Annotated in this window: 17 protein-coding genes and 1 other annotated feature; all 17 genes read left to right on the top strand. The window is 38.1% G+C overall.

Features of this window, described 5'->3' with window-relative positions; translation table 11 throughout:
- The first annotated feature begins 141 nt into the window (after positions 1 to 141).
- The 17 genes from IGI58_RS03555 to ileS all read left to right on the top strand — a co-directional run bounded on the left by IGI58_RS03555 (position 142) and on the right by ileS (position 18,482).
- Complete coding sequence (locus IGI58_RS03555; protein WP_087641024.1) at positions 142 to 513, top strand: DUF3397 domain-containing protein; 372 nt, start codon at positions 142 to 144, stop codon at positions 511 to 513.
- A 310-nt stretch (positions 514 to 823) separates the two neighbouring features.
- Entirely contained in the window at positions 824 to 1,255 is a 432-nt protein-coding gene (gene mraZ, locus IGI58_RS03550; RefSeq protein WP_010762855.1) for a division/cell wall cluster transcriptional repressor MraZ, read from the top strand.
- A gap of 13 nt (positions 1,256 to 1,268) precedes the next feature.
- A complete protein-coding gene (rsmH, locus tag IGI58_RS03545; RefSeq protein WP_176372835.1) occupies positions 1,269 to 2,228 on the top strand; it encodes a 16S rRNA (cytosine(1402)-N(4))-methyltransferase RsmH in 960 nt (319 codons plus the stop codon).
- Positions 2,229 to 2,244: 16 nt separating this feature from the next.
- Positions 2,245 to 2,646, top strand: coding sequence for a cell division protein FtsL (gene ftsL / locus IGI58_RS03540; RefSeq protein WP_087641025.1), 402 nt, complete (start codon positions 2,245 to 2,247; stop codon positions 2,644 to 2,646).
- The gene (locus IGI58_RS03535; RefSeq protein WP_087641026.1) at positions 2,646 to 4,520 is read left to right on the top strand and encodes a peptidoglycan D,D-transpeptidase FtsI family protein; all 1,875 of its coding nucleotides are present in this window, start codon (positions 2,646 to 2,648) and stop codon (positions 4,518 to 4,520) included. Before ftsL ends, IGI58_RS03535 begins: the two co-directional genes overlap by 1 nt.
- Positions 4,521 to 4,574: 54 nt before the next feature.
- Entirely contained in the window at positions 4,575 to 5,540 is a 966-nt protein-coding gene (gene mraY, locus IGI58_RS03530) for a phospho-N-acetylmuramoyl-pentapeptide-transferase (RefSeq protein ID WP_225533671.1), read from the top strand.
- Positions 5,541 to 5,803: 263 nt separating this feature from the next.
- Positions 5,804 to 7,174 (top strand): UDP-N-acetylmuramoyl-L-alanine--D-glutamate ligase, encoded by a 1,371-nt coding sequence (gene murD, locus IGI58_RS03525; RefSeq protein WP_429954447.1) that lies wholly within the window; start codon positions 5,804 to 5,806, stop codon positions 7,172 to 7,174.
- Between the two features lie 7 nt (positions 7,175 to 7,181).
- A complete protein-coding gene (gene murG, locus IGI58_RS03520) occupies positions 7,182 to 8,273 on the top strand; it encodes an undecaprenyldiphospho-muramoylpentapeptide beta-N-acetylglucosaminyltransferase (protein WP_429954448.1) in 1,092 nt (363 codons plus the stop codon).
- A 93-nt stretch (positions 8,274 to 8,366) separates the two neighbouring features.
- On the top strand, positions 8,367 to 9,323 hold the full coding sequence (locus IGI58_RS03515; RefSeq protein WP_429954449.1) for a cell division protein FtsQ/DivIB: 957 nt from the start codon (positions 8,367 to 8,369) through the stop codon (positions 9,321 to 9,323).
- Between the two features lie 160 nt (positions 9,324 to 9,483).
- A complete protein-coding gene (gene ftsA, locus IGI58_RS03510; RefSeq protein ID WP_429954450.1) occupies positions 9,484 to 10,806 on the top strand; it encodes a cell division protein FtsA in 1,323 nt (440 codons plus the stop codon).
- 26 nt (positions 10,807 to 10,832) lie between these two features.
- On the top strand, positions 10,833 to 12,083 hold the full coding sequence (gene ftsZ / locus IGI58_RS03505) for a cell division protein FtsZ (RefSeq protein ID WP_087641032.1): 1,251 nt from the start codon (positions 10,833 to 10,835) through the stop codon (positions 12,081 to 12,083).
- Positions 12,084 to 12,098: 15 nt separating this feature from the next.
- The gene (locus IGI58_RS03500; RefSeq protein ID WP_225533675.1) at positions 12,099 to 12,776 is read left to right on the top strand and encodes a YggS family pyridoxal phosphate-dependent enzyme; all 678 of its coding nucleotides are present in this window, start codon (positions 12,099 to 12,101) and stop codon (positions 12,774 to 12,776) included.
- A 13-nt stretch (positions 12,777 to 12,789) separates the two neighbouring features.
- The gene (locus IGI58_RS03495; RefSeq protein ID WP_087641034.1) at positions 12,790 to 13,398 is read left to right on the top strand and encodes a cell division protein SepF; all 609 of its coding nucleotides are present in this window, start codon (positions 12,790 to 12,792) and stop codon (positions 13,396 to 13,398) included.
- Positions 13,399 to 13,408: 10 nt separating this feature from the next.
- Positions 13,409 to 13,681 (top strand): YggT family protein, encoded by a 273-nt coding sequence (locus tag IGI58_RS03490; RefSeq protein ID WP_176372861.1) that lies wholly within the window; start codon positions 13,409 to 13,411, stop codon positions 13,679 to 13,681.
- Between the two features lie 22 nt (positions 13,682 to 13,703).
- A complete protein-coding gene (locus IGI58_RS03485; RefSeq protein ID WP_429954451.1) occupies positions 13,704 to 14,486 on the top strand; it encodes an RNA-binding protein in 783 nt (260 codons plus the stop codon).
- A gap of 19 nt (positions 14,487 to 14,505) precedes the next feature.
- Positions 14,506 to 15,222 (top strand): DivIVA domain-containing protein, encoded by a 717-nt coding sequence (locus tag IGI58_RS03480; RefSeq protein ID WP_087641037.1) that lies wholly within the window; start codon positions 14,506 to 14,508, stop codon positions 15,220 to 15,222.
- Positions 15,222 to 15,444, top strand: a binding site (T-box leader). (Overlaps the previous gene by 1 nt.)
- 248 nt (positions 15,445 to 15,692) lie before the next feature.
- A complete protein-coding gene (gene ileS, locus IGI58_RS03475) occupies positions 15,693 to 18,482 on the top strand; it encodes an isoleucine--tRNA ligase (protein WP_429954452.1) in 2,790 nt (929 codons plus the stop codon).
- The last annotated feature ends 88 nt before the right edge of the window (positions 18,483 to 18,570 follow it).

Raw genomic sequence — 18,570 nt, 5'->3', positions numbered from 1 at the left:
TCGAGTTCGCCTATTTTTGGGGAATAAAACCCTTGTAATTTAGTATTATTTAGGCATGAATTTTTAAACGAAATGAAACATCAATGTAAAGAAGATGAAGTATAGTTAACTAAGTGTGTTACGAAAGGAATTGTGTAGGAAATGGTGTCGTTTTCAGTCATTATGCTTTTTTGGTATGTATTTCCAGTAATTGTTTTATTTGCGTGTAATTTTATTATCTCAACGTTCTCATTGACGGAGCGTTATAAAGTAAAAGCACCAGATATTTCAATTCCATTTTTATTCATAGGATTAAATGAGCTGTCAAAAGATAGTTATGGGCAATCCATCGTTCCGTATATGATCATTTCAGTTCTACTTTTGGGGATTTGTGTCGCTGTTTTCCAAGCGTACTATTATGGAGAGATTTTATACGGCAGATATTTCAAAATGTTTTGGCGTTTAGTTTTTCTTTTAAGCTTGATTTTGTATGCATTATTGATTCTGTTGAATATTGTTCATTATCTTGCTTAAATCTTTTTTGATGAAAATGAACAGTATGACTTTGCGTGGGGGAAATGAACATTTCCCTCCACTTTCCACCACTAACATTTTTTGTAATAATTTTATGAGAATGAAGAGTGGCTGAAATGTATGGTTTGATCTTTTAAATACTGTTTTATAGACAATGAGAGCGTTTTTTGAAAAACTTCCCTTCATTTTGTAATATTACAAAACTTTTAAATAACAATTAAAAGGAAGAAGATTCTACGTTTTTGGTGGTAGAAAGTGGTAGGATGTGGTAGACTGTTTCTATCAAGTGGAAAAGTGGGGAATATTGGCTATGTTTATGGGTGAATTTCAACATAATATAGATGCCAAAGGCCGACTCATCGTACCTGCTAAATTTCGCGACCAACTCGGCGAGAAATTTGTAGTCACAAGAGGGATGGATGGCTGTTTATTTGGTTATCCAATGTCCGAATGGGAACAACTAGAGGAAAAGTTGAAAGAAATGCCTTTAGCTAAGAAGGATGCCCGTACATTTGTCCGCTTTTTTTATTCGGCTGCAACAGAATGTGAGATCGATAAGCAAGGTAGGATCAATATCCCTGCTGCGCTCAGAACACATGGTAGTTTAGAAAAAGCTTGTGTCATCATCGGTGTTTCAAATCGAATCGAGATTTGGGATGAAGCCCGCTGGCAAGAGTTTTCTACAGAAGCTGAAGAGAATTTTGATGAAATTGCAGAAACAATGATTGATTTTGGTTTTTAGGAAGAGGAGCATTATGACGAAGGACTTTCAGCATTATACTGTTTTATTAAAAGAGACGGTAGACGGGTTACAAGTGAAAGAAGACGGCATCTATGTCGATTGTACATTAGGTGGCGCAGGTCATAGCGAATATTTACTTTCTAAATTGAGTGAGCAAGGTCACTTGTACGCATTCGATCAAGACCAAAATGCGTTGGATTTTGCAGCACAACGATTAAAACAATATGTTGATAAAGGCATGGTGACTTTTATCAAGTCGAATTTTCGACATCTTAAAGAAAAATTGGCTGAACAAGGAATCGATCAGGTTGATGGTATTTTATACGACTTAGGTGTTTCTTCACCACAGTTGGATGAAGCCGAACGAGGATTCAGCTATCACCAAGATGCACCTCTCGATATGAGGATGGATCAAGAAGCGGAATTATCTGCATATAATGTAGTTAATGAATATAGTTATAATGAATTAGTGAAAATTTTCTTCCGTTACGGTGAAGAAAAATTTTCAAAACAAGTAGCCAGAGAAATTGAGCGTGTTCGTGCAAAAGAACCGATCAAGACAACTGGTGAGTTGGTAGAAATCATCAAGACAGCCATTCCGGCACCAGCCAGAAGAAAAGGCGGTCATCCTGCAAAACGGATTTTTCAAGCGATCCGAATCGCTGTGAATGATGAATTAAGTGTTGTAGAAGAGTCATTGGAGCAAGCAATTGCTTTATTAAATAAAAATGGTCGAATCAGTGTGATCACGTTTCACTCTTTAGAAGACCGAATCGTTAAAACAATGTTTAAAGAATACAGCACGATACAAGATCTACCTCCGGGAATCCCAGTCGTGCCGGAAGAGTTTCAACCAGAACTAAAAGTAATCACAAGAAAGCCAATTTTACCAGGTGAGACTGAATTGGCGGAAAATAATCGCTCAAGAAGTGCAAAACTAAGAATTGCCGAAAAGGCAAAATCAATCAATTAGAGGAAGGGGTACCGAGATGGCTGAGTTAAAAAGACTGGATGATTTTCAATACGATGTTCCAGTAATGGATGAGCCAATCGTAGAGGTTGAACATGAACCAAAAATTCAAAAAAATCCAAACCTACCCCAATCTCCGAAAAGGAAGCTGAGAAATATCTCACTCTTAGAAAAGACCATCGGCTTTTTGTTGTTAGTAGCGATTATTGGTATAGCGGTTCTCACCATTCAAGTACGTACATCTATTACACAAATGACGAATGAAATCACTGAAACGCAAGCGACGATCCAAGAAAAAGAAGAGTCTGCTTTGAAATTAGAACAACAAAAAAATGAATTATCAAAAGCAGATCGAATCAAGGATGTTGCAAAGAGCAAAGGACTTTCAGATAACCTTGATAACATAAGGAACGTGAAATAATGAGTATGAAAAATAAAATAAAGAATTTTGTCAAAAAGAAGAACTTAAATCCAATGAACAATCGTAAAAAAGTAGGCATTATTTTATTTGCTACGAGTATTGGATTGTTCTTTTTATTTGCCTTTAGATTGACGTATATCGTCGCTGTAGGAAAAGTAGCGGGTGTTTCGCTACCTGAGAAAACAGCTGCTCTTTACCAAGGCAGTCGTGTAGTGAAAGCGAAAAGAGGAGCTATTTTAGATCGTAATGGCGAAGTGATCGCAGAAGATGCAACATCCTATTCTGTTTACGCGATTTTGTCTGAAACTTATTTAGGTGAAGAAAACAAGAAACTTTATGCACAAAAGAAAGATTTTGATGCGTTAGCTGAGATTTTAGATAGAAACACAGAGCTTAGCAAAGAGGAAGCATTAAAATATTTGAATGCGGGAGTGAACGAAGACGGTACGGTGAAATTCCAAGTCGAATTCGGTTCTAAAGGAAAAAATATCACGTTAGAGACACGTCAAAAAATTGAAGATGAATTAAAAGAGAAAAAATTGGCTGGTCTTTATTTTGAAGGACATCCAGCTCGGATTTATCCTAATGGCGTATTTGCCTCTCATTTTATTGGATACACAGATGCAGCAGATGCAGACGACGATGCTAAAGGTCTAGTTGGGAAAATGGGCTTGGAAGAATCTTACAATGATATTTTAAGCGGAACAGACGGGAAAATCGATTATAAAAAAGATGTCTATGGTAATCCGCTCCCTGGAACGATCGCTAGTGAGAAAAAGGCAGTTGACGGAAAAGATATCTACACAACATTAGATATGCGGATCCAAAGTCAATTGGAAACACTCATGGATCCTGTTTTAGAAGAATATAAACCAGAAGAAATGACTGCGATGCTGATGAAAGCTAAAACTGGTGAGATCATCGCTATGTCACAACGGCCGTCATTCAATCCTGAAACTAAAGAAGGGTTAGGCAAAGATGCTATTTGGCGTAATCTTTTAGTTGAGGATAAATTTGAACCTGGTTCTACGATGAAACTATTTACTGCAGCAGCAGCGATTCAAGATGGAAAATTTAATCCAAATGCAACGTTTGCTTATCCGGCTGGCGGCTATAAGCTGGATGACCGTACGGTAAACGATCATGATTTTGGTGCGATCGGTACGTTGACTTTCCGTCAGGCCATCTCTTGGTCAAGTAATGTTGGGATGCTGACGTTAGAACAAAGTATGGGCGGCGAAAAGTGGAAATCCTACTTAGAAAAATTTGGGTTTGGTAAATCAACAAATTCAGGTTTAGCGGGTGAATCTGCTGGAAGCCTTCCAGGAGATAACTGGGTCGATCAGGCGATGTCTTCATTTGGACAAGCAATCGATGTGACCAATTTTCAAATGATGCAGGCCTTTACTGCTATTGCTAACGATGGCTCGATGCTGAAGCCTCAATATATCAGTAAAATCGTAGATAAAAATACAGGTGATGAGAAGGTCACTCAGCCGCAACAAGTTGGACAGCAAGTTGTTACACCTCAAGCGGCAAGTGATATTCGGACATATATGATAGATACAGTGGAAGATCCAACGTATGGAATTGCCTATGATGTGTATACTGTACCGGGCTATCATGTTGCTGCTAAAACAGGAACGGCTCAAATCACTGGTGATAATGGCTATATGGCTGGTTTGACAGATTACACCTATTCTGTTGTCGAAATGGTTCCAGCAGACAATCCGGAATACATTTTATATCTAACGATGAAAAAACCTCAAACATACACAAGAGAAGCACTTGCAAAAATTGCCAATCCATTGATGAAAGTTGTGATGGATTCTGCAGATAGTCAGTCAACGGGAACAGTTGAAACTGCAAAATAATTAGTTAAAAATGCTGGGTAACATAAAAAGAGTGGAATAATTAGGAGAGATATCATGGAGTGGACGCAAATTTTTATCCCGATCGCCTTTAGCTTTGCTATTACAGTAGCAGTGATGCCGGTGTTTATCGGATATTTTCAAATGAAAAAACAAGGTCAGACAACACGAGAAGATGGACCGACTTGGCATAATGTGAAAACAGGCACGCCGACTATGGGCGGTTTGGTTTTCTTAGTTGCTAGCTTTATCACATCGCTATTAGTGGGATTGTGGAAACAAGAGTTCACTCCTTCTTTACTTATTATTTTGTTTATTTTAGTTCTTTATGGATTATTAGGTTTTCTTGATGATTTCATCAAAGTGTTCAAAAAAAGAAATATGGGCTTGAACTCACGTCAAAAATTAGTTGGACAAATTATCGGTGGAGTTGTTTTTTATGCAGTTTATCGTTCAGAAGGCTTGCCGGATTCATTAGATCTTTTTGGAATCACTACGTTGCCGTTAGGCATTTTTTATGGTGTATTTGTGATTTTTTGGCTGGTTGGTTTTTCGAATGCAGTGAATCTAACTGATGGAATCGATGGGTTAGTTGCTGGATTAGGAACGATTTCATTTGGAACTTACGCTATCATTGCTTGGAAACAACAACAGTTTGATGTAGTGATCATCTGTTTAAGTGTGATCGGTGGTTTGCTTGGTTTCTTCCCTTATAATAAGAAGCCGGCTAAAATATTTATGGGTGATGTTGGTTCACTGGCACTGGGCGGTTTACTTGCTGCAATTTCAATTATTTTACGACAAGAATGGACATTGTTATTGATTGGTTTAGTCTATGTCTGTGAGACGGCAAGCGTGATTTTACAAGTAACTTCATTTAAATTATTTGGCAAAAGAATTTTTAAAATGTCACCGATCCACCATCACTTTGAAATGTGCGGTTGGTCGGAATGGAAGATCGATATTGTCTTTTGGCTTACAGCGTTAGTTTGTTCAGGAGTTACTCTGTGGATCATTTTCTAACGATTATTCATTGATGTATCTAGAAGCAACTTTTAAGAAAATAGACGATCTTTGACTGGAACGAAGAGTGTTCCGATCAAAGATTGCTAATTTTCTACAGAGTTACCCACTTTTTTCAGCTTTTAAATGTCTAGCTTCAAGAAGCAACTCTTAGGAAAATAGATAATCTTCGACTGGAACGAAGAGCGTTCCAATCTCAGATTGCTAATTTTCTACAGAGTTACTCGCTTCTTTCAGCTTTTCTAAGATAAGGAGAATAGATTATGAAAAAAATTACTGATTATGAAAACAAAAAAGTCCTTGTTCTTGGGCTGGCAAAAAGCGGTGTTAGTGCAGCGAAATTGCTTCATGAGCTAGGTGCATTTGTAACAGTGAATGATTTTAAACAATTTGATCAAAACCCGGAAGCCCAAGATTTATTAACCTTGGGTATTCGTGTTGTTACGGGTGGACATCCAATTGAATTATTAGATGAAGATTTTTCTTTGATCGTCAAAAATCCAGGGATTCCGTACACGAACCCATTGGTAGAAAAAGCGTTGGAAATGAAGTTGCCGATCATTACAGAAGTTGAACTGGCTTATCAAATTGCTGAATGTCCAATCATTGGTATTACCGGAACGAACGGTAAAACGACAACGACAACGATGATCGGATTACTCTTAAATGCTGAACGCACTAATGGTACAGCTAGATTAGCTGGAAATATCGGGTATCCTGCAAGCGAAGTAGCTGAGGAGGCAAAAGAAGTAGATGATATCGTCATGGAATTATCAAGCTTTCAATTGATGGGGATTCAAACATTTCGTCCGCACATTGCGGTCATAACGAACATTTATGAAGCGCACATCGATTATCACGGATCAAGAGAAGAATATGTCAAAGCGAAATGGGCACTACAGGAAAATATGCAAGAAACAGATTTTCTTGTGTTAAATTGGAATCAGGAAGAATTACAAGAATTGAGTAAAACAACAAAAGCAACGATCATTCCATTTTCAACAAAAGAAAAAGTTGCTGGTGCCTATCTTTCAGAAGAGAAAATTTACTACAAAGATGAATATATCATGGATGCTGCAGAATTAGGCGTTCCCGGTAGTCATAATATTGAGAATGCCCTTGCTGCAGTTACAGTTGCAAAATTAAAAAATGTTTCGACAGCTGCGATTAAGCAGACCCTGATGGTATTTACTGGAGTTCCGCATCGTACGCAATATGTCGGAGAAATAGCCAGTCGCAAGTTCTACAATGATTCAAAAGCTACCAATATTTTAGCGACAGAAATGGCTTTAAGTGGATTCGATCACTCTACACTTATTTTGTTAGCAGGCGGATTGGATCGAGGAAATGAGTTTGATGAGCTGATTCCTTCATTAAAAGGTGTCAAAGCGATTTATTTATTCGGAGAAACAAAAGGAAAATTGGAACAAGCTGCTCTTGCAGCTGGTGTGAAAGAGATTCACTTGACTGAAAATGTCCAGACAGCTGTACAAGATGCCTATGATTTTTCCGAAAAAAATGATACTATTCTATTATCGCCTGCATGTGCTAGCTGGGATCAATATCCTAACTTTGAATTACGCGGAGAAGCGTTTATTCAAGCGATGCAGCAGCTAAAAGACAAAGAAAAGTGAGAGAATTATGAAGATATTGATAACCGGAGGCGGAACAGGCGGACATATTTATCCAGCATTGGCTTTTGTTGATCACGTTAGAGCATTAGAACCTAATACAGAGTTTATGTATGTAGGAACAGAAAATGGATTAGAAAGTCAAATCGTTCCGAACTATGATATTCCATTTAAAACAATTGAGATACAAGGATTTCGACGCTCATTGAGTCCGCAAAATTTTAAAACGATTTATCTTTTCCTCAATAGTATTGGAAAAGCTAAAAAAATCATTAAAGAGTTTCAGCCGGATGTCGTAATCGGAACTGGGGGGTATGTTTCAGGCTCTGTCGTTTATGCAGCGAAACAATTGAAAATCCCTACGATTATTCATGAGCAAAACAGCATACCGGGGATAACAAATAAATTTTTAAGTAGATATGCGACAAAAGTGGCTATCTGTTTCCCAGATGTGGCTGAATATTTTCCTAAAGAAAAAATTGTTTTAACCGGAAATCCTCGTGCGCAAGAAGTTGTGATGACTGAAAAAACAGATGTTTTAAAAGAGTTTGGACTGCGTCCTGATAAAAGAACAGTGGTCATTTTTGGCGGCAGTCGTGGTGCTTTGAAAATCAATCAAGCATTTATTGAGGCGTTTCCTTTATTCGAAGAAAAGGAATATCAGGTTTTGTATGCTTCCGGAGAGCGATATTACAAAGAATTAAAAGAAACATTAAAGCTTTCAGAAAAGAAATTGACGAACATAAGCATTCAGCCGTATATTAATAAAATGACTCAAGTGCTGGCAGCGGTCGATCTAATGGTCGGTAGAGCTGGAGCAACGTCCATAGCTGAATTTACGGCTCTAGGTTTACCTGCGATCTTGGTACCAAGTCCATATGTAACAAATGATCATCAAACAAAAAATGCACAAAGTTTGGTTAAATCAGGAGCAGTTGAAATGATCACTGATCAAGAGCTGACTGGTGAAAAATTAGTTGCAGAGATCGATGCCATTTTGTTGAATGATGAACGCCATCAAGCAATGGCTCAGGCTTCTAAAAAAGAAGGTATCCCGGATGCTAGTGATCGTTTATACGCAGTGGTGAAAGAAATAACTTGATGGGGGGTGTAAAAGATTAGTAAGAAGAAAGAAGATCCAGGGGGAACAAAAGACTCATCGGAAGAAACAGTCGAGTCGATCGATGAACAATCGTTGACCCCATGGCAAAAAGAAAACTTGGAATATTTAAAAACACAAGGAGATCAACCAAGCTGGAGTCCTTCTGTAGTTTCTGATGATACGGAAGAGAGCGAGGATGAAAAAGAAGCAGAATCAATAGAGGAGATACCATCAGAAGATTCTGAACCTGAGGAAAAACAGCAAAAAACTTACGAATCTTTTGCAGACCGCTTACCAAATATAAAAAAAGTACGTAATACGAGATTGTATCGTCGATTGACATTGATCGTGTCTGTTTTTCTGATTGCAATTCTGATTGTACTTTATTTTGTTTCACCGTTGAGTAAATTGGGCAATATCGGTGTCACTGGAAATAAGTCTGTAGATAGTCAAAGCGTGATCACACAGTCCAAGCTTGAAAAAGGCACAAGTCTTTGGGAACAGTTTGGTGATAGAAAAATTTACGAAGAAAAAATCAAACGCCAACTGCCGCGCGTGAAAAAAGCAACGATCTCATTGAGTGGTATCAACTCTTTTAACATCAAAATTGAAGAATATAAAGTAGTTGCGTTGGAGTCAGTTGGTGGGATATATCATCCTATTTTGGAAAATGGAAAGATTTTACCAGAAGAAATGAAGGCGCCAGCCAGCGGAATGCCGGTTTTTCAGAATTTTAAAGATCAGGAAATCATCCGAAACTTAATAAATTCTTATAATAAGCTGCCAGAAGAGACTAAGCAAAATATCTCTGAAATTCGTTACGCACCTTCTAATGCAAATAAGGAATTGATCAATCTTCATATGAAAGATGCGAATGAAGTGATCGTAAATATTTCTCAATTAGAGCAGAAAATGGCGTATTACGGGAAGGTAGCCAGCCAAATGGAGGACCCTGGGATTATCGATATGGAGGTCGGGATTTTCTCATATCCTTTTAATAATGGGGAGACCGAAGACAGTACGGAAGAAACATCTGAGGTGCTGGAATAAAATTAAGAAAATAAAAAGAAAAAATAGTAGAATCTGCTTTCTAAAAAGCCCTTGTTTATGGTAAAATTGAAAGAAGTGAGTATTCATAAAAAATATATATGTCAGCAGGACTTTTTAATCCTGTTGCATATTGGAATTAATAGGAGGAGGAACCCCATTCATGGCAAAGACAGGAATGTATGTAGGCCTTGATATTGGTACAACATCAGTAAAAGTTGTAGTGGCTGAATTTATTGAAGGTCAAATGAATATTATTGGCGTAGGTAATGCAAAATCTGATGGATTAAATCGAGGCATCATTGTCGATATTGATAAAACAGTAAATGCAATTCAAAGAGCAGTAAGACAAGCAGAAGAAAAAGCGGGAATTCAAATTAAAAGTGTGAATGTGGGGTTACCAGCAAACTTACTTGAAGTGGAAAATTGCCAAGGAATGATCGCTGTAAGTAGTGAGTCAAAAGAAATCACTGATGAAGATGTACGGAATGTAGCATCGGCAGCTCTGGTTCGTTCAACTCCTCCTGAACGTCAAATCGTTGCAATCTTGCCTCAAGAATTCACAGTAGATGGATTTGAAGGGATCAAAGATCCTAGAGGAATGATCGGCGTTCGTTTAGAAATGTTTGGCGTGGTCTTTACTGGACCAAAAACAATTATCCACAATACAAGAAAATGTGTCGAAAAAGCTGGCTTAACAGTAAATGAACTAGTAATCATGCCGTTAGCATTGACTGAAACAGTTCTCTCAGATGGAGAAAAAGATTTCGGTACGATCGTTATCGATATGGGCGGAGGTCAAACAACGACTTCTGTAATGCATGATAAACAACTGAAATTCACACATGTCAATCAAGAAGGCGGCGAATTCGTCACAAAAGATGTTTCGATCGTGTTGAACACATCATTCAACAATGCAGAAGCATTGAAGATCAACTATGGTGATGCTTATCCTGAAAGAACGTCTGTCAGTGAAGAATTTCCTGTTGATGTGATCGGTAAGTCAGAACCTATCAAGGTTGATGAACGTTACCTTTCAGAAGTCATCGAAGCTCGGGTAGAACAAATCTTCAAGAAATCAAAAGAAGTATTAGATGAGATCGATGCACTTGAATTACCAGGCGGTGTCATTTTGACTGGCGGCGGCGCAAGTCTTCCAGGCGTGGTTGATCTAGCACAAGAAATTTTCGATGCCAGTGTGAAATTGTATGTCCCTAATCATATGGGCTTACGTAACCCAGTGTTTACAAATGTGATCAGTATTGTAGAATATTCAGCTCAGCTTAGCGATATTTACCATATTGCTAAAGGCGCGATCCCTGGTGAAAAAGTAAAATCTTCACCATCAGTCTCCGTTCAGCAAGAGGTTCAATATGATACATACGCTGATAGTGTACAGGAAGATTACGATGATTCAGAAATCCATGAATCTGGTGAAAAAGTTACTGGTAAAATCAAAGACTTCTTCTCAAACATTTTTGACTAACAACTAAAACAGGAGGAAACGATACTATGGAATTTTCTTTAGATAATAACATTAACAATGGCGCTGTCATCAAAGTTATCGGTGTGGGCGGCGGCGGCGGCAATGCTGTTAACCGCATGATTGAAGAAAACGTCAAAGGCGTAGAATTCATCGCTGCTAATACAGATGTACAAGCTCTTAAAAACTCAAAAGCCGAGACAGTGATTCAACTTGGACCTAAATATACACGCGGTTTAGGTGCAGGTTCTCAACCGGAAGTTGGCCAAAAAGCTGCAGAAGAAAGTGAACAAGTGATCTCAGATGCTCTACAAGGAGCAGACATGATTTTTATCACTGCTGGTATGGGTGGCGGAACAGGAACAGGCGCTGCTCCTGTTGTTGCTAAGATCGCCAAAGAATTAGGAGCTTTAACAGTCGGTGTTGTCACACGACCATTTAGCTTTGAAGGACCAAAACGTGGACGTTTTGCAGCAGAAGGGATCGCTCTTCTAAAAGAAAACGTCGATACCTTATTGATCATCTCAAACAACCGTCTATTAGAAGTTGTTGATAAAAAGACACCGATGCTTGAAGCATTCCGTGAAGCAGATAACGTATTACGCCAAGGTGTTCAAGGGATCTCTGATTTGATCACAGCCCCAGGCTATGTCAACTTGGACTTTGCTGACGTGAAAACAGTGATGGAAAATCAAGGAACAGCCTTGATGGGAATCGGTGTTGCCAACGGTGAAGACCGTGTCATTGAAGCAACTAAAAAAGCTATCTCATCACCGTTATTAGAAACATCTATTGATGGTGCTGAGCAAGTGCTATTAAATATTACAGGTGGCCTTGATATGACTTTATTCGAAGCACAAGATGCTTCTGACATCGTTACAAGTGCAGCAACTGGGGATGTCAATATCATTCTTGGTACATCGATTAATGAAGATCTAGGTGATGAAATCCGTGTAACAGTTATTGCAACTGGAATCGATCCTTCAAAAAAAGATCGTAAATCACCACGTCAAAATAGACCAACACAAATCCAAACCGTTCAACAAGCACCTGTGCTTGATATGGAACAGTCAAAACCATCACAACCTCAACCGCAAGAAGAGACAAGTGCATTTGGTGACTGGGATATCCGTCGTGAACAAAACGTAAGACCTAAAGTTGATGATTCAGCTTTTGATAATGCTGAAAAGAAAGACTTTGAAACATTTCATCGCGATGAACCAACTCAAAATAACGACGATGAATTAAACACACCACCATTTTTCCGCAGAAAGAGATAGGAGCGATTTTTGATCATGCTGGCTGAAAACTTAGAACAAATAAATCAAAAAATTCAGCTGGCATGCCAAAAGTCATCACGAGCAGTCGATGATGTAACCATGATCGCTGTGACTAAATCAGTGGAAAGTGATCGTGCCAAGGAACTTGCTGAACTTGGTATTGAGAATATGGCTGAGAACCGAGTAGATAAATTACTCGAAAAAAAAATGGCACTTAGCGATTTTTCAACAATTAAGTGGCATTTGATTGGTAATTTACAGCGTAGGAAGGTAAAATTAATAATCAACGAGATAGATTATTTTCATGCGTTAGACAGCTTAAAATTAGCAGAAGAAATACAAAAACGAGCGGAGAAGCCAATTGCTTGTTTTGTTGAAGTGAATATTACTGGTGAAGAAAGTAAACACGGTTTTCGATCAGATGAAGTACTTGATTTTATTCATCAACTAGCTTCATTTGATAAGATAAAGGTTATAGGGCTAATGACTATGGCGCCGTTGGATGCTTCTGAACAAGAGCTTCATGATGTTTTTTCTAAGTTAAAAAGAGTGCAGTCAACAATAAATAATCAGCATCTGTCACATGCACCATGTACAGAGCTCAGTATGGGAATGAGTAACGACTTCCCAATTGCTATCGAAGAAGGTGCAACTTTTGTACGAATCGGAACAGCAATATTTAGAGGTGCGTAAAGGAGGGGAATCTATGTCAATTTTTAGTAAAAATGCGTTATCGAGCTTTTTTGGATTATCTGGTGAAGATGATTATGATAATTATGATGAATACGAAGAGCAAAAGGTTGTCAATGAAAGACCTAGACAGACGGTTCGACAAACATCAGCACAGGTACAAAGACCAGCTGGACCAACTGAGCCTTTAACTGAGAAGCCATCTGCTCGTTATCGTTCAACAGAGACACATCAAGATAAAAAGGAAAGCCGTCAGGAAACAGCATTTAATGAGAAAAAGGTTGTCTCCATGCGTAGTTCAAATAATTCAAATACTAAACGTTCGCAAGAGGCACATAGCTCAAGCAGAGCCGGCAAAATTACAATTATTGAGCCGCGTGTTTATTCTGAAGCAATGAATATTGCTAAACATATTATTGCTAGTGACGCTGTGTTGATTAATTTTCATTTAGTAGAAGAGCATCAGGCTAGACGGATCGTTGATTTTTTAACTGGAACTGTCTATGCATTGGATGGAGACATTCAACGTGTCGGTGATGAAATTTTTCTATGTACACCATCAAACATTGAAATCGATAGTGCAACAGCACAGTCTTTAGCTAAGAAACAAATGTTTGATTTTTAGTTAGGAGGTCATTAGTATCGTTCTATTTATATACTTACTATATAAAGCTGTTCAAATTTATTCAGGACTTTTAATCATTTATGCATTATTATCTTGGTTTCCGGGCGCATATGAATCTACATTTGGTCGCCTGATCGCAAGGATCTGTGAGCCGTATTTAAGTTTATTCGATCGTTTAAATTTAAGAATCGGTATGATCGGTTTTAATGTAATGATAGCAATTATTGTACTGAATTTAGCTGCAGGCGGATTAGGCAAGATTTTACAATCATTGTTGTATTAATATAAGAAAGGATGATCTATCTATGAACGCAAATGTATACCAACATTTCCGCAAAGATGAGCATCCTTTTATTGATTCTGTGGGTGATTGGTTAGAACAAGTCGAAAGCCAGTATGCTCCTTATCTAACGGATTTTTTGGATCCTAGACAAGCGTATATTCTAGAAACACTGATTAGACAAGATAGTGAACTTGAATTTCAGTTTTATGGAGGCTATGAACAAGCAGAACGAACAAGATGTTTGATCTATCCTGATTATTATCAGCCGAAACAAGAAGATTTTGAAATCGAATTAGTTGAAATCGTTTATCCAGTAAAATTTTCAACGCTTTCTCATGGTAAAGTATTGGGTACACTTGTAAACACCGGGATCAAGCGTGAATATTTTGGGGATATCATTTCTGATGGAGAGCGTTGGCAAGTCTTTCTTGCTAAGGAAATCGCCAATTTTGTGTCTGTTCAGGTAGAAAAAATCGGAAAAATATCTGTCCGTGTAGAGCCGCGTAAATACACTGAATTGATTCTTCCAAAAGATGATTGGACTCATGAACGAACAACTATCAGCTCATTACGTCTGGATAATTTGATCTCCAGCGTATATAATATATCTAGACAGAGATCGAAACAGTTGATCGAGTCTGGTAAAGTAAAAGTGAATTGGACGGAAAATACTAGACCGGATTTTTTAGTAGACTTATTGGATATCGTCTCTATTAGAGGGTTTGGTCGGATTCAAATTCAAGAACTAGAAGGTAAGACGAAAAAGGACAAGTTTCGTTTGTTATTGGGAGTTTTACGAAAATAATCCAAAGAGGTGAAGGAATATGGCATTAACTCCATTAGATATTCAAAACAAAAACTTCTCTACAAAAATGAGAGGATACAATCAAGACGACGTCGATGATTTTTTAGATCAAGTAACGAAAGACTATGAGGATGCGCTTCAAAAGAACCGTGAACTTGAAAAATCTTTGAAACATGCAGAAGAAAAATTGCAATACTTCAATGAATTGAAAGATGCATTGAATCAATCGATTATTGTAGCGCAAGATACTGCAGATAAAGTGAAAACTAGTGCAAACAAAGAATCAGAAGTTATTGTTACTTCTGCCGAAAACACAGCGAATGAAATGATTTCATCTGCAGAAAAACGTTCAACAAATCTCGTCGCTTCAGCAGAAGAAAAAGCCAAAGAAATTTTAACAGATGCAACTGACCGTGCGCGTCAATTAGCTGCTGAGACAGATGACTTGAAGAAAAAAACACGTGTATTCCATCAACGTTTAAGCTTGATGCTTGAAACACAGTTAGAACAAGTGAAGAGTGAAGAATGGAATGAATTATTGAAACCATTCTCAAGCTATGTTAGTGACTCTCACACAGTGATCAAGGAAGTACTTGCTGAAGAGCTAGATAAAGAGGATGAGGCTTCAGCATCAGGAACTGTTACAGAACCTGTAGTAGATGAACAGCCTACATTGGAGCAAGCAGCGATCGATCCAAAAGCAATGCTTGACCTTTTAAACAAAGAACCTAAATAATTTTAGTAAAGAAATAGAACAGAAAAGTCAACAGCCATTCTTTTAGCGAGTCAATGATAGTGAAAGATTGACAGACCCTGGTGTTGAAAAGATCCTCTATTTTACTCAAGTTTGAATATAGTAAAACTTGACGAGTGATTTCGTTACCAATCACAGAGGAGATAATCATGACTATTGATTATTTTGAATTTGGGTGGTAACACGAGTACTTTCGTCCCTAGGGATGAAGGTACTTTTTTGCTTTTCAACACTGCGACTGGCTATGACAGAGCAGATGTTGAAAAGTACTTGGCGAGCAGAGTGAGCGAAGTGTCCTTCGTACTGAATCACCAAACTGCCCAGGTGAAAAGCCAAAAATCCAAAAAAGGTTGTTCAAGCACAAATACAACTGACAAAAAGAGCTGAAAGCGTAAACTTGCATCTCTTTAATCTATATACCAAACTGCAACAAAAGAAAGTGAGGAATAAAAATGAAAATGAAAGAAACATTGCAATTGGGAAAAACAGCTTTTCCAATGCGAGGAAATTTACCAAATCGGGAAGTCGAATGGCAAAAAGATTGGGAAGAACAAAAAATTTATGAAAAGCGTCAAAAATTAAATGAAGGCAAACCGACATTTATTCTTCATGATGGACCTCCATATGCGAATGGGAATATCCATTTAGGTCATTCTTTAAATAAAATCAGTAAAGATATCATCGTACGTTCGAAATCAATGTCAGGCTTCCGTTCACCATATGTTCCAGGCTGGGATACTCATGGGTTACCGATCGAGCAGGTATTGACAAATAAAGGCATCAAAAGAAAAGAAATGTCATTGGCCGAATATCGTGAAAAATGTGAAGAGTATGCTCGTTCGCAAGTCGATACACAACGTAATGATTTCAAGCGTTTAGGTGTAGCTGGTGATTGGGATCATCCTTATATCACTTTAGATCCATCTTATGAAGCTGCTGAAATTCGTGTTTTTGGTAAAATGGCCGAAAAAGGGTATATTTATAAAGGGCTAAAACCGATTTACTGGTCACCTTCAAGTGAATCATCATTAGCAGAAGCAGAAATCGAATATAAAGATGTCAAATCACCATCGATCTATGTTGCGTTTAAAGTCGTTGATGGTAAAGGATTGCTGGATACAGATACATCATTTGTTATTTGGACAACGACTCCATGGACCCTTCCAGCGAATCTTGGAATCTCCGTGAATCCAGCATATAAATACGTGGTAGTAAAAGCTTACGGGAAAAAATATGTAGTAGCAAAAGATCTTTTAGAGACAGTCAAAGAAGCAATTGGTTGGGAAGATGTCGAAATCCTTGATACTATTTCAGGACAAGACATGGAATATATGACTGCTCAACATCCTTTCTATGACCGTACATCGTTAGTTATGTTAGGGGATCACGTTACCTTAGATGCAGGTACAGGTTTAGTTCATACTGCACCTGGTCATGGTGAAGACGATTATATCGTCAGCAAAAAATACAACTTAGATATTCTTTCACCAGTAGATAATCGTGGGGTGTTTACTGATGAAGCGCCTGGATTTGAAGGGATTTTCTACGATAAAGCAAATCCAATGATCACAGCACTATTAGATGAAAAAGATGCGTTATTAAAGTTAGATTTCTTTACACACAGTTATCCACATGACTGGCGTACGAAAAAACCAGTTATCTATCGTGCAACGCCGCAGTGGTTTGCGTCGATCGATAAGTTCCGTGAAAACATTTTAGATGAAGTTGAAAAAGTCGACTGGATCTTACCATGGGGCAAAACTCGTTTATACAATATGATCCGTGACCGTGGGGACTGGGTGATTTCTCGTCAACGCGCATGGGGCGTTCCGTTACCGATTTTTTATGCAGAAAATGGCGAAGCGATCATCACACCAGAAACGATCGATCATGTGGCAAACTTATTTGCAGAGCATGGATCAAATATTTGGTTCAAGCGTGAAGCAAAAGAATTATTGCCGGAAGGCTTTACGCATCCAGGTTCACCAAATGGTACGTTTACTAAAGAAAATGATATCATGGATGTTTGGTTTGATTCTGGCTCTTCTCATGAAGCTGTTTTACGTCAACGTCCAGAATTGTCATTCCCAGCAGATATGTATTTAGAAGGTTCTGATCAATACCGTGGCTGGTTTAACTCAAGTATCACGACAAGTGTTGCTATCAACGGTGTGGCACCATATAAAGCTGTTTTATCACAAGGCTTCACTCTAGATGGTGAAGGACGTAAAATGAGTAAATCATTAGGGAATACGATCTTACCAGATAAAGTTATCAAGCAAATGGGTGCAGATATTCTACGTCTGTGGGTAAGTAGTGTGGATTACGAAGCAGATGTTCGTGTATCGATGGATATCTTGAATCAAGTATCAGAGGTTTATCGTAAGATTCGTAACACGATGCGCTTCTTATTGGCAAATACGAGTGATTTCCAACCTAATGAACATACCGTTCCTTATGAAGAATTACGTTCTGTGGATAAATATATGGTTGTTCGTTTAAACCAAGTAATTGAAGAAATTCGTGAAAAAGGATATGAGAAGTATAACTTCATGCAAATCTATCGTTCTGTGATGAATTTCTTAACAGTGGATCTATCTGCCTTCTATTTAGATTTTGCGAAGGATGTCGTTTATATCGAAGCAGAAAATGATTACCAACGTCGCTGTATGCAGACGGTATTCTATCAAACTGCTGTGGCATTGACTAAGTTGTTAACACCGATCATTCCGCATACGTCAGAAGAAATTTGGAGCTTCCTGAAAGAAGAAGAGGACTATGTTCAGTTGGCTGAGTTCCCTGGTTATGAAACATTTGCAAATCAGCAAGAGCTCTTGGATCTATGGGCAGCATTTATGGACTTTAGAGATAACATCTTAAAAGCGTTAGAAGAAGCACGGAATTCTAAATTGATCGGTAAGTCATTAGAGGCTAAGGTAACCGTTTATCCTAATGAACAAATCCGCGAGTTATTAACAGCTGTAGATGCTGATATTGCTCAATTATTGATCGTATCAGATTTTGAGGTAGCTGATAAGGCTGCAACGGTGCCGGATGGTGTCGAGAAATTTGAAGACATGTCGATCCTTGTGGAAAAAGCAGAAGGTGAAACTTGTGATCGTTGTCGTGCAGTTCGTACGGATGTAGGAGTAGATGAAAAATTACCTCATTTATGCGGCCGTTGTGCAACCATTGTGGAAGAAAACTATCCTGAAGCAGTAGCAGAAGGATTTGAAGAGTAAGAAAAGAATTAAATCACCTATTGAAAATAGCCAGCTATTTTCAATAGGTGATCCTTAAAAAAGGAACTAAAACGACGACATTTCGTTT

The sequence above is a fragment of the Enterococcus sp. AZ020 genome (assembly GCF_050499205.1).
GTDB classification, from domain to species: domain Bacteria; phylum Bacillota; class Bacilli; order Lactobacillales; family Enterococcaceae; genus Enterococcus_L; species Enterococcus_L dunnyi.
The sequence above is the reverse complement of the archived record's forward strand: the minus strand, read 5'-3'. Positions and strand labels throughout refer to the sequence as shown.

Bases quoted from the DNA above. Each gene is read 5' to 3' on its own strand.
- IGI58_RS03555 (WP_087641024.1), top strand. From the start codon at position 142: ATGGTGTCGTTTTCAGTCATTATGCTTTTTTGGTATGTATTTCCAGTA.
- mraZ (WP_010762855.1), top strand. From the start codon at position 824: ATGTTTATGGGTGAATTTCAACATAATATAGATGCCAAAGGCCGACTC.
- rsmH (WP_176372835.1), top strand. From the start codon at position 1,269: ATGACGAAGGACTTTCAGCATTATACTGTTTTATTAAAAGAGACGGTA.
- ftsL (WP_087641025.1), top strand. From the start codon at position 2,245: ATGGCTGAGTTAAAAAGACTGGATGATTTTCAATACGATGTTCCAGTA.
- IGI58_RS03535 (WP_087641026.1), top strand. From the start codon at position 2,646: ATGAGTATGAAAAATAAAATAAAGAATTTTGTCAAAAAGAAGAACTTA.
- mraY (WP_225533671.1), top strand. From the start codon at position 4,575: ATGGAGTGGACGCAAATTTTTATCCCGATCGCCTTTAGCTTTGCTATT.
- murD (WP_429954447.1), top strand. From the start codon at position 5,804: ATGAAAAAAATTACTGATTATGAAAACAAAAAAGTCCTTGTTCTTGGG.
- murG (WP_429954448.1), top strand. From the start codon at position 7,182: ATGAAGATATTGATAACCGGAGGCGGAACAGGCGGACATATTTATCCA.
- ftsA (WP_429954450.1), top strand. From the start codon at position 9,484: ATGGCAAAGACAGGAATGTATGTAGGCCTTGATATTGGTACAACATCA.
- ftsZ (WP_087641032.1), top strand. From the start codon at position 10,833: ATGGAATTTTCTTTAGATAATAACATTAACAATGGCGCTGTCATCAAA.
- IGI58_RS03500 (WP_225533675.1), top strand. From the start codon at position 12,099: ATGCTGGCTGAAAACTTAGAACAAATAAATCAAAAAATTCAGCTGGCA.
- IGI58_RS03495 (WP_087641034.1), top strand. From the start codon at position 12,790: ATGTCAATTTTTAGTAAAAATGCGTTATCGAGCTTTTTTGGATTATCT.
- IGI58_RS03485 (WP_429954451.1), top strand. From the start codon at position 13,704: ATGAACGCAAATGTATACCAACATTTCCGCAAAGATGAGCATCCTTTT.
- IGI58_RS03480 (WP_087641037.1), top strand. From the start codon at position 14,506: ATGGCATTAACTCCATTAGATATTCAAAACAAAAACTTCTCTACAAAA.
- ileS (WP_429954452.1), top strand. From the start codon at position 15,693: ATGAAAATGAAAGAAACATTGCAATTGGGAAAAACAGCTTTTCCAATG.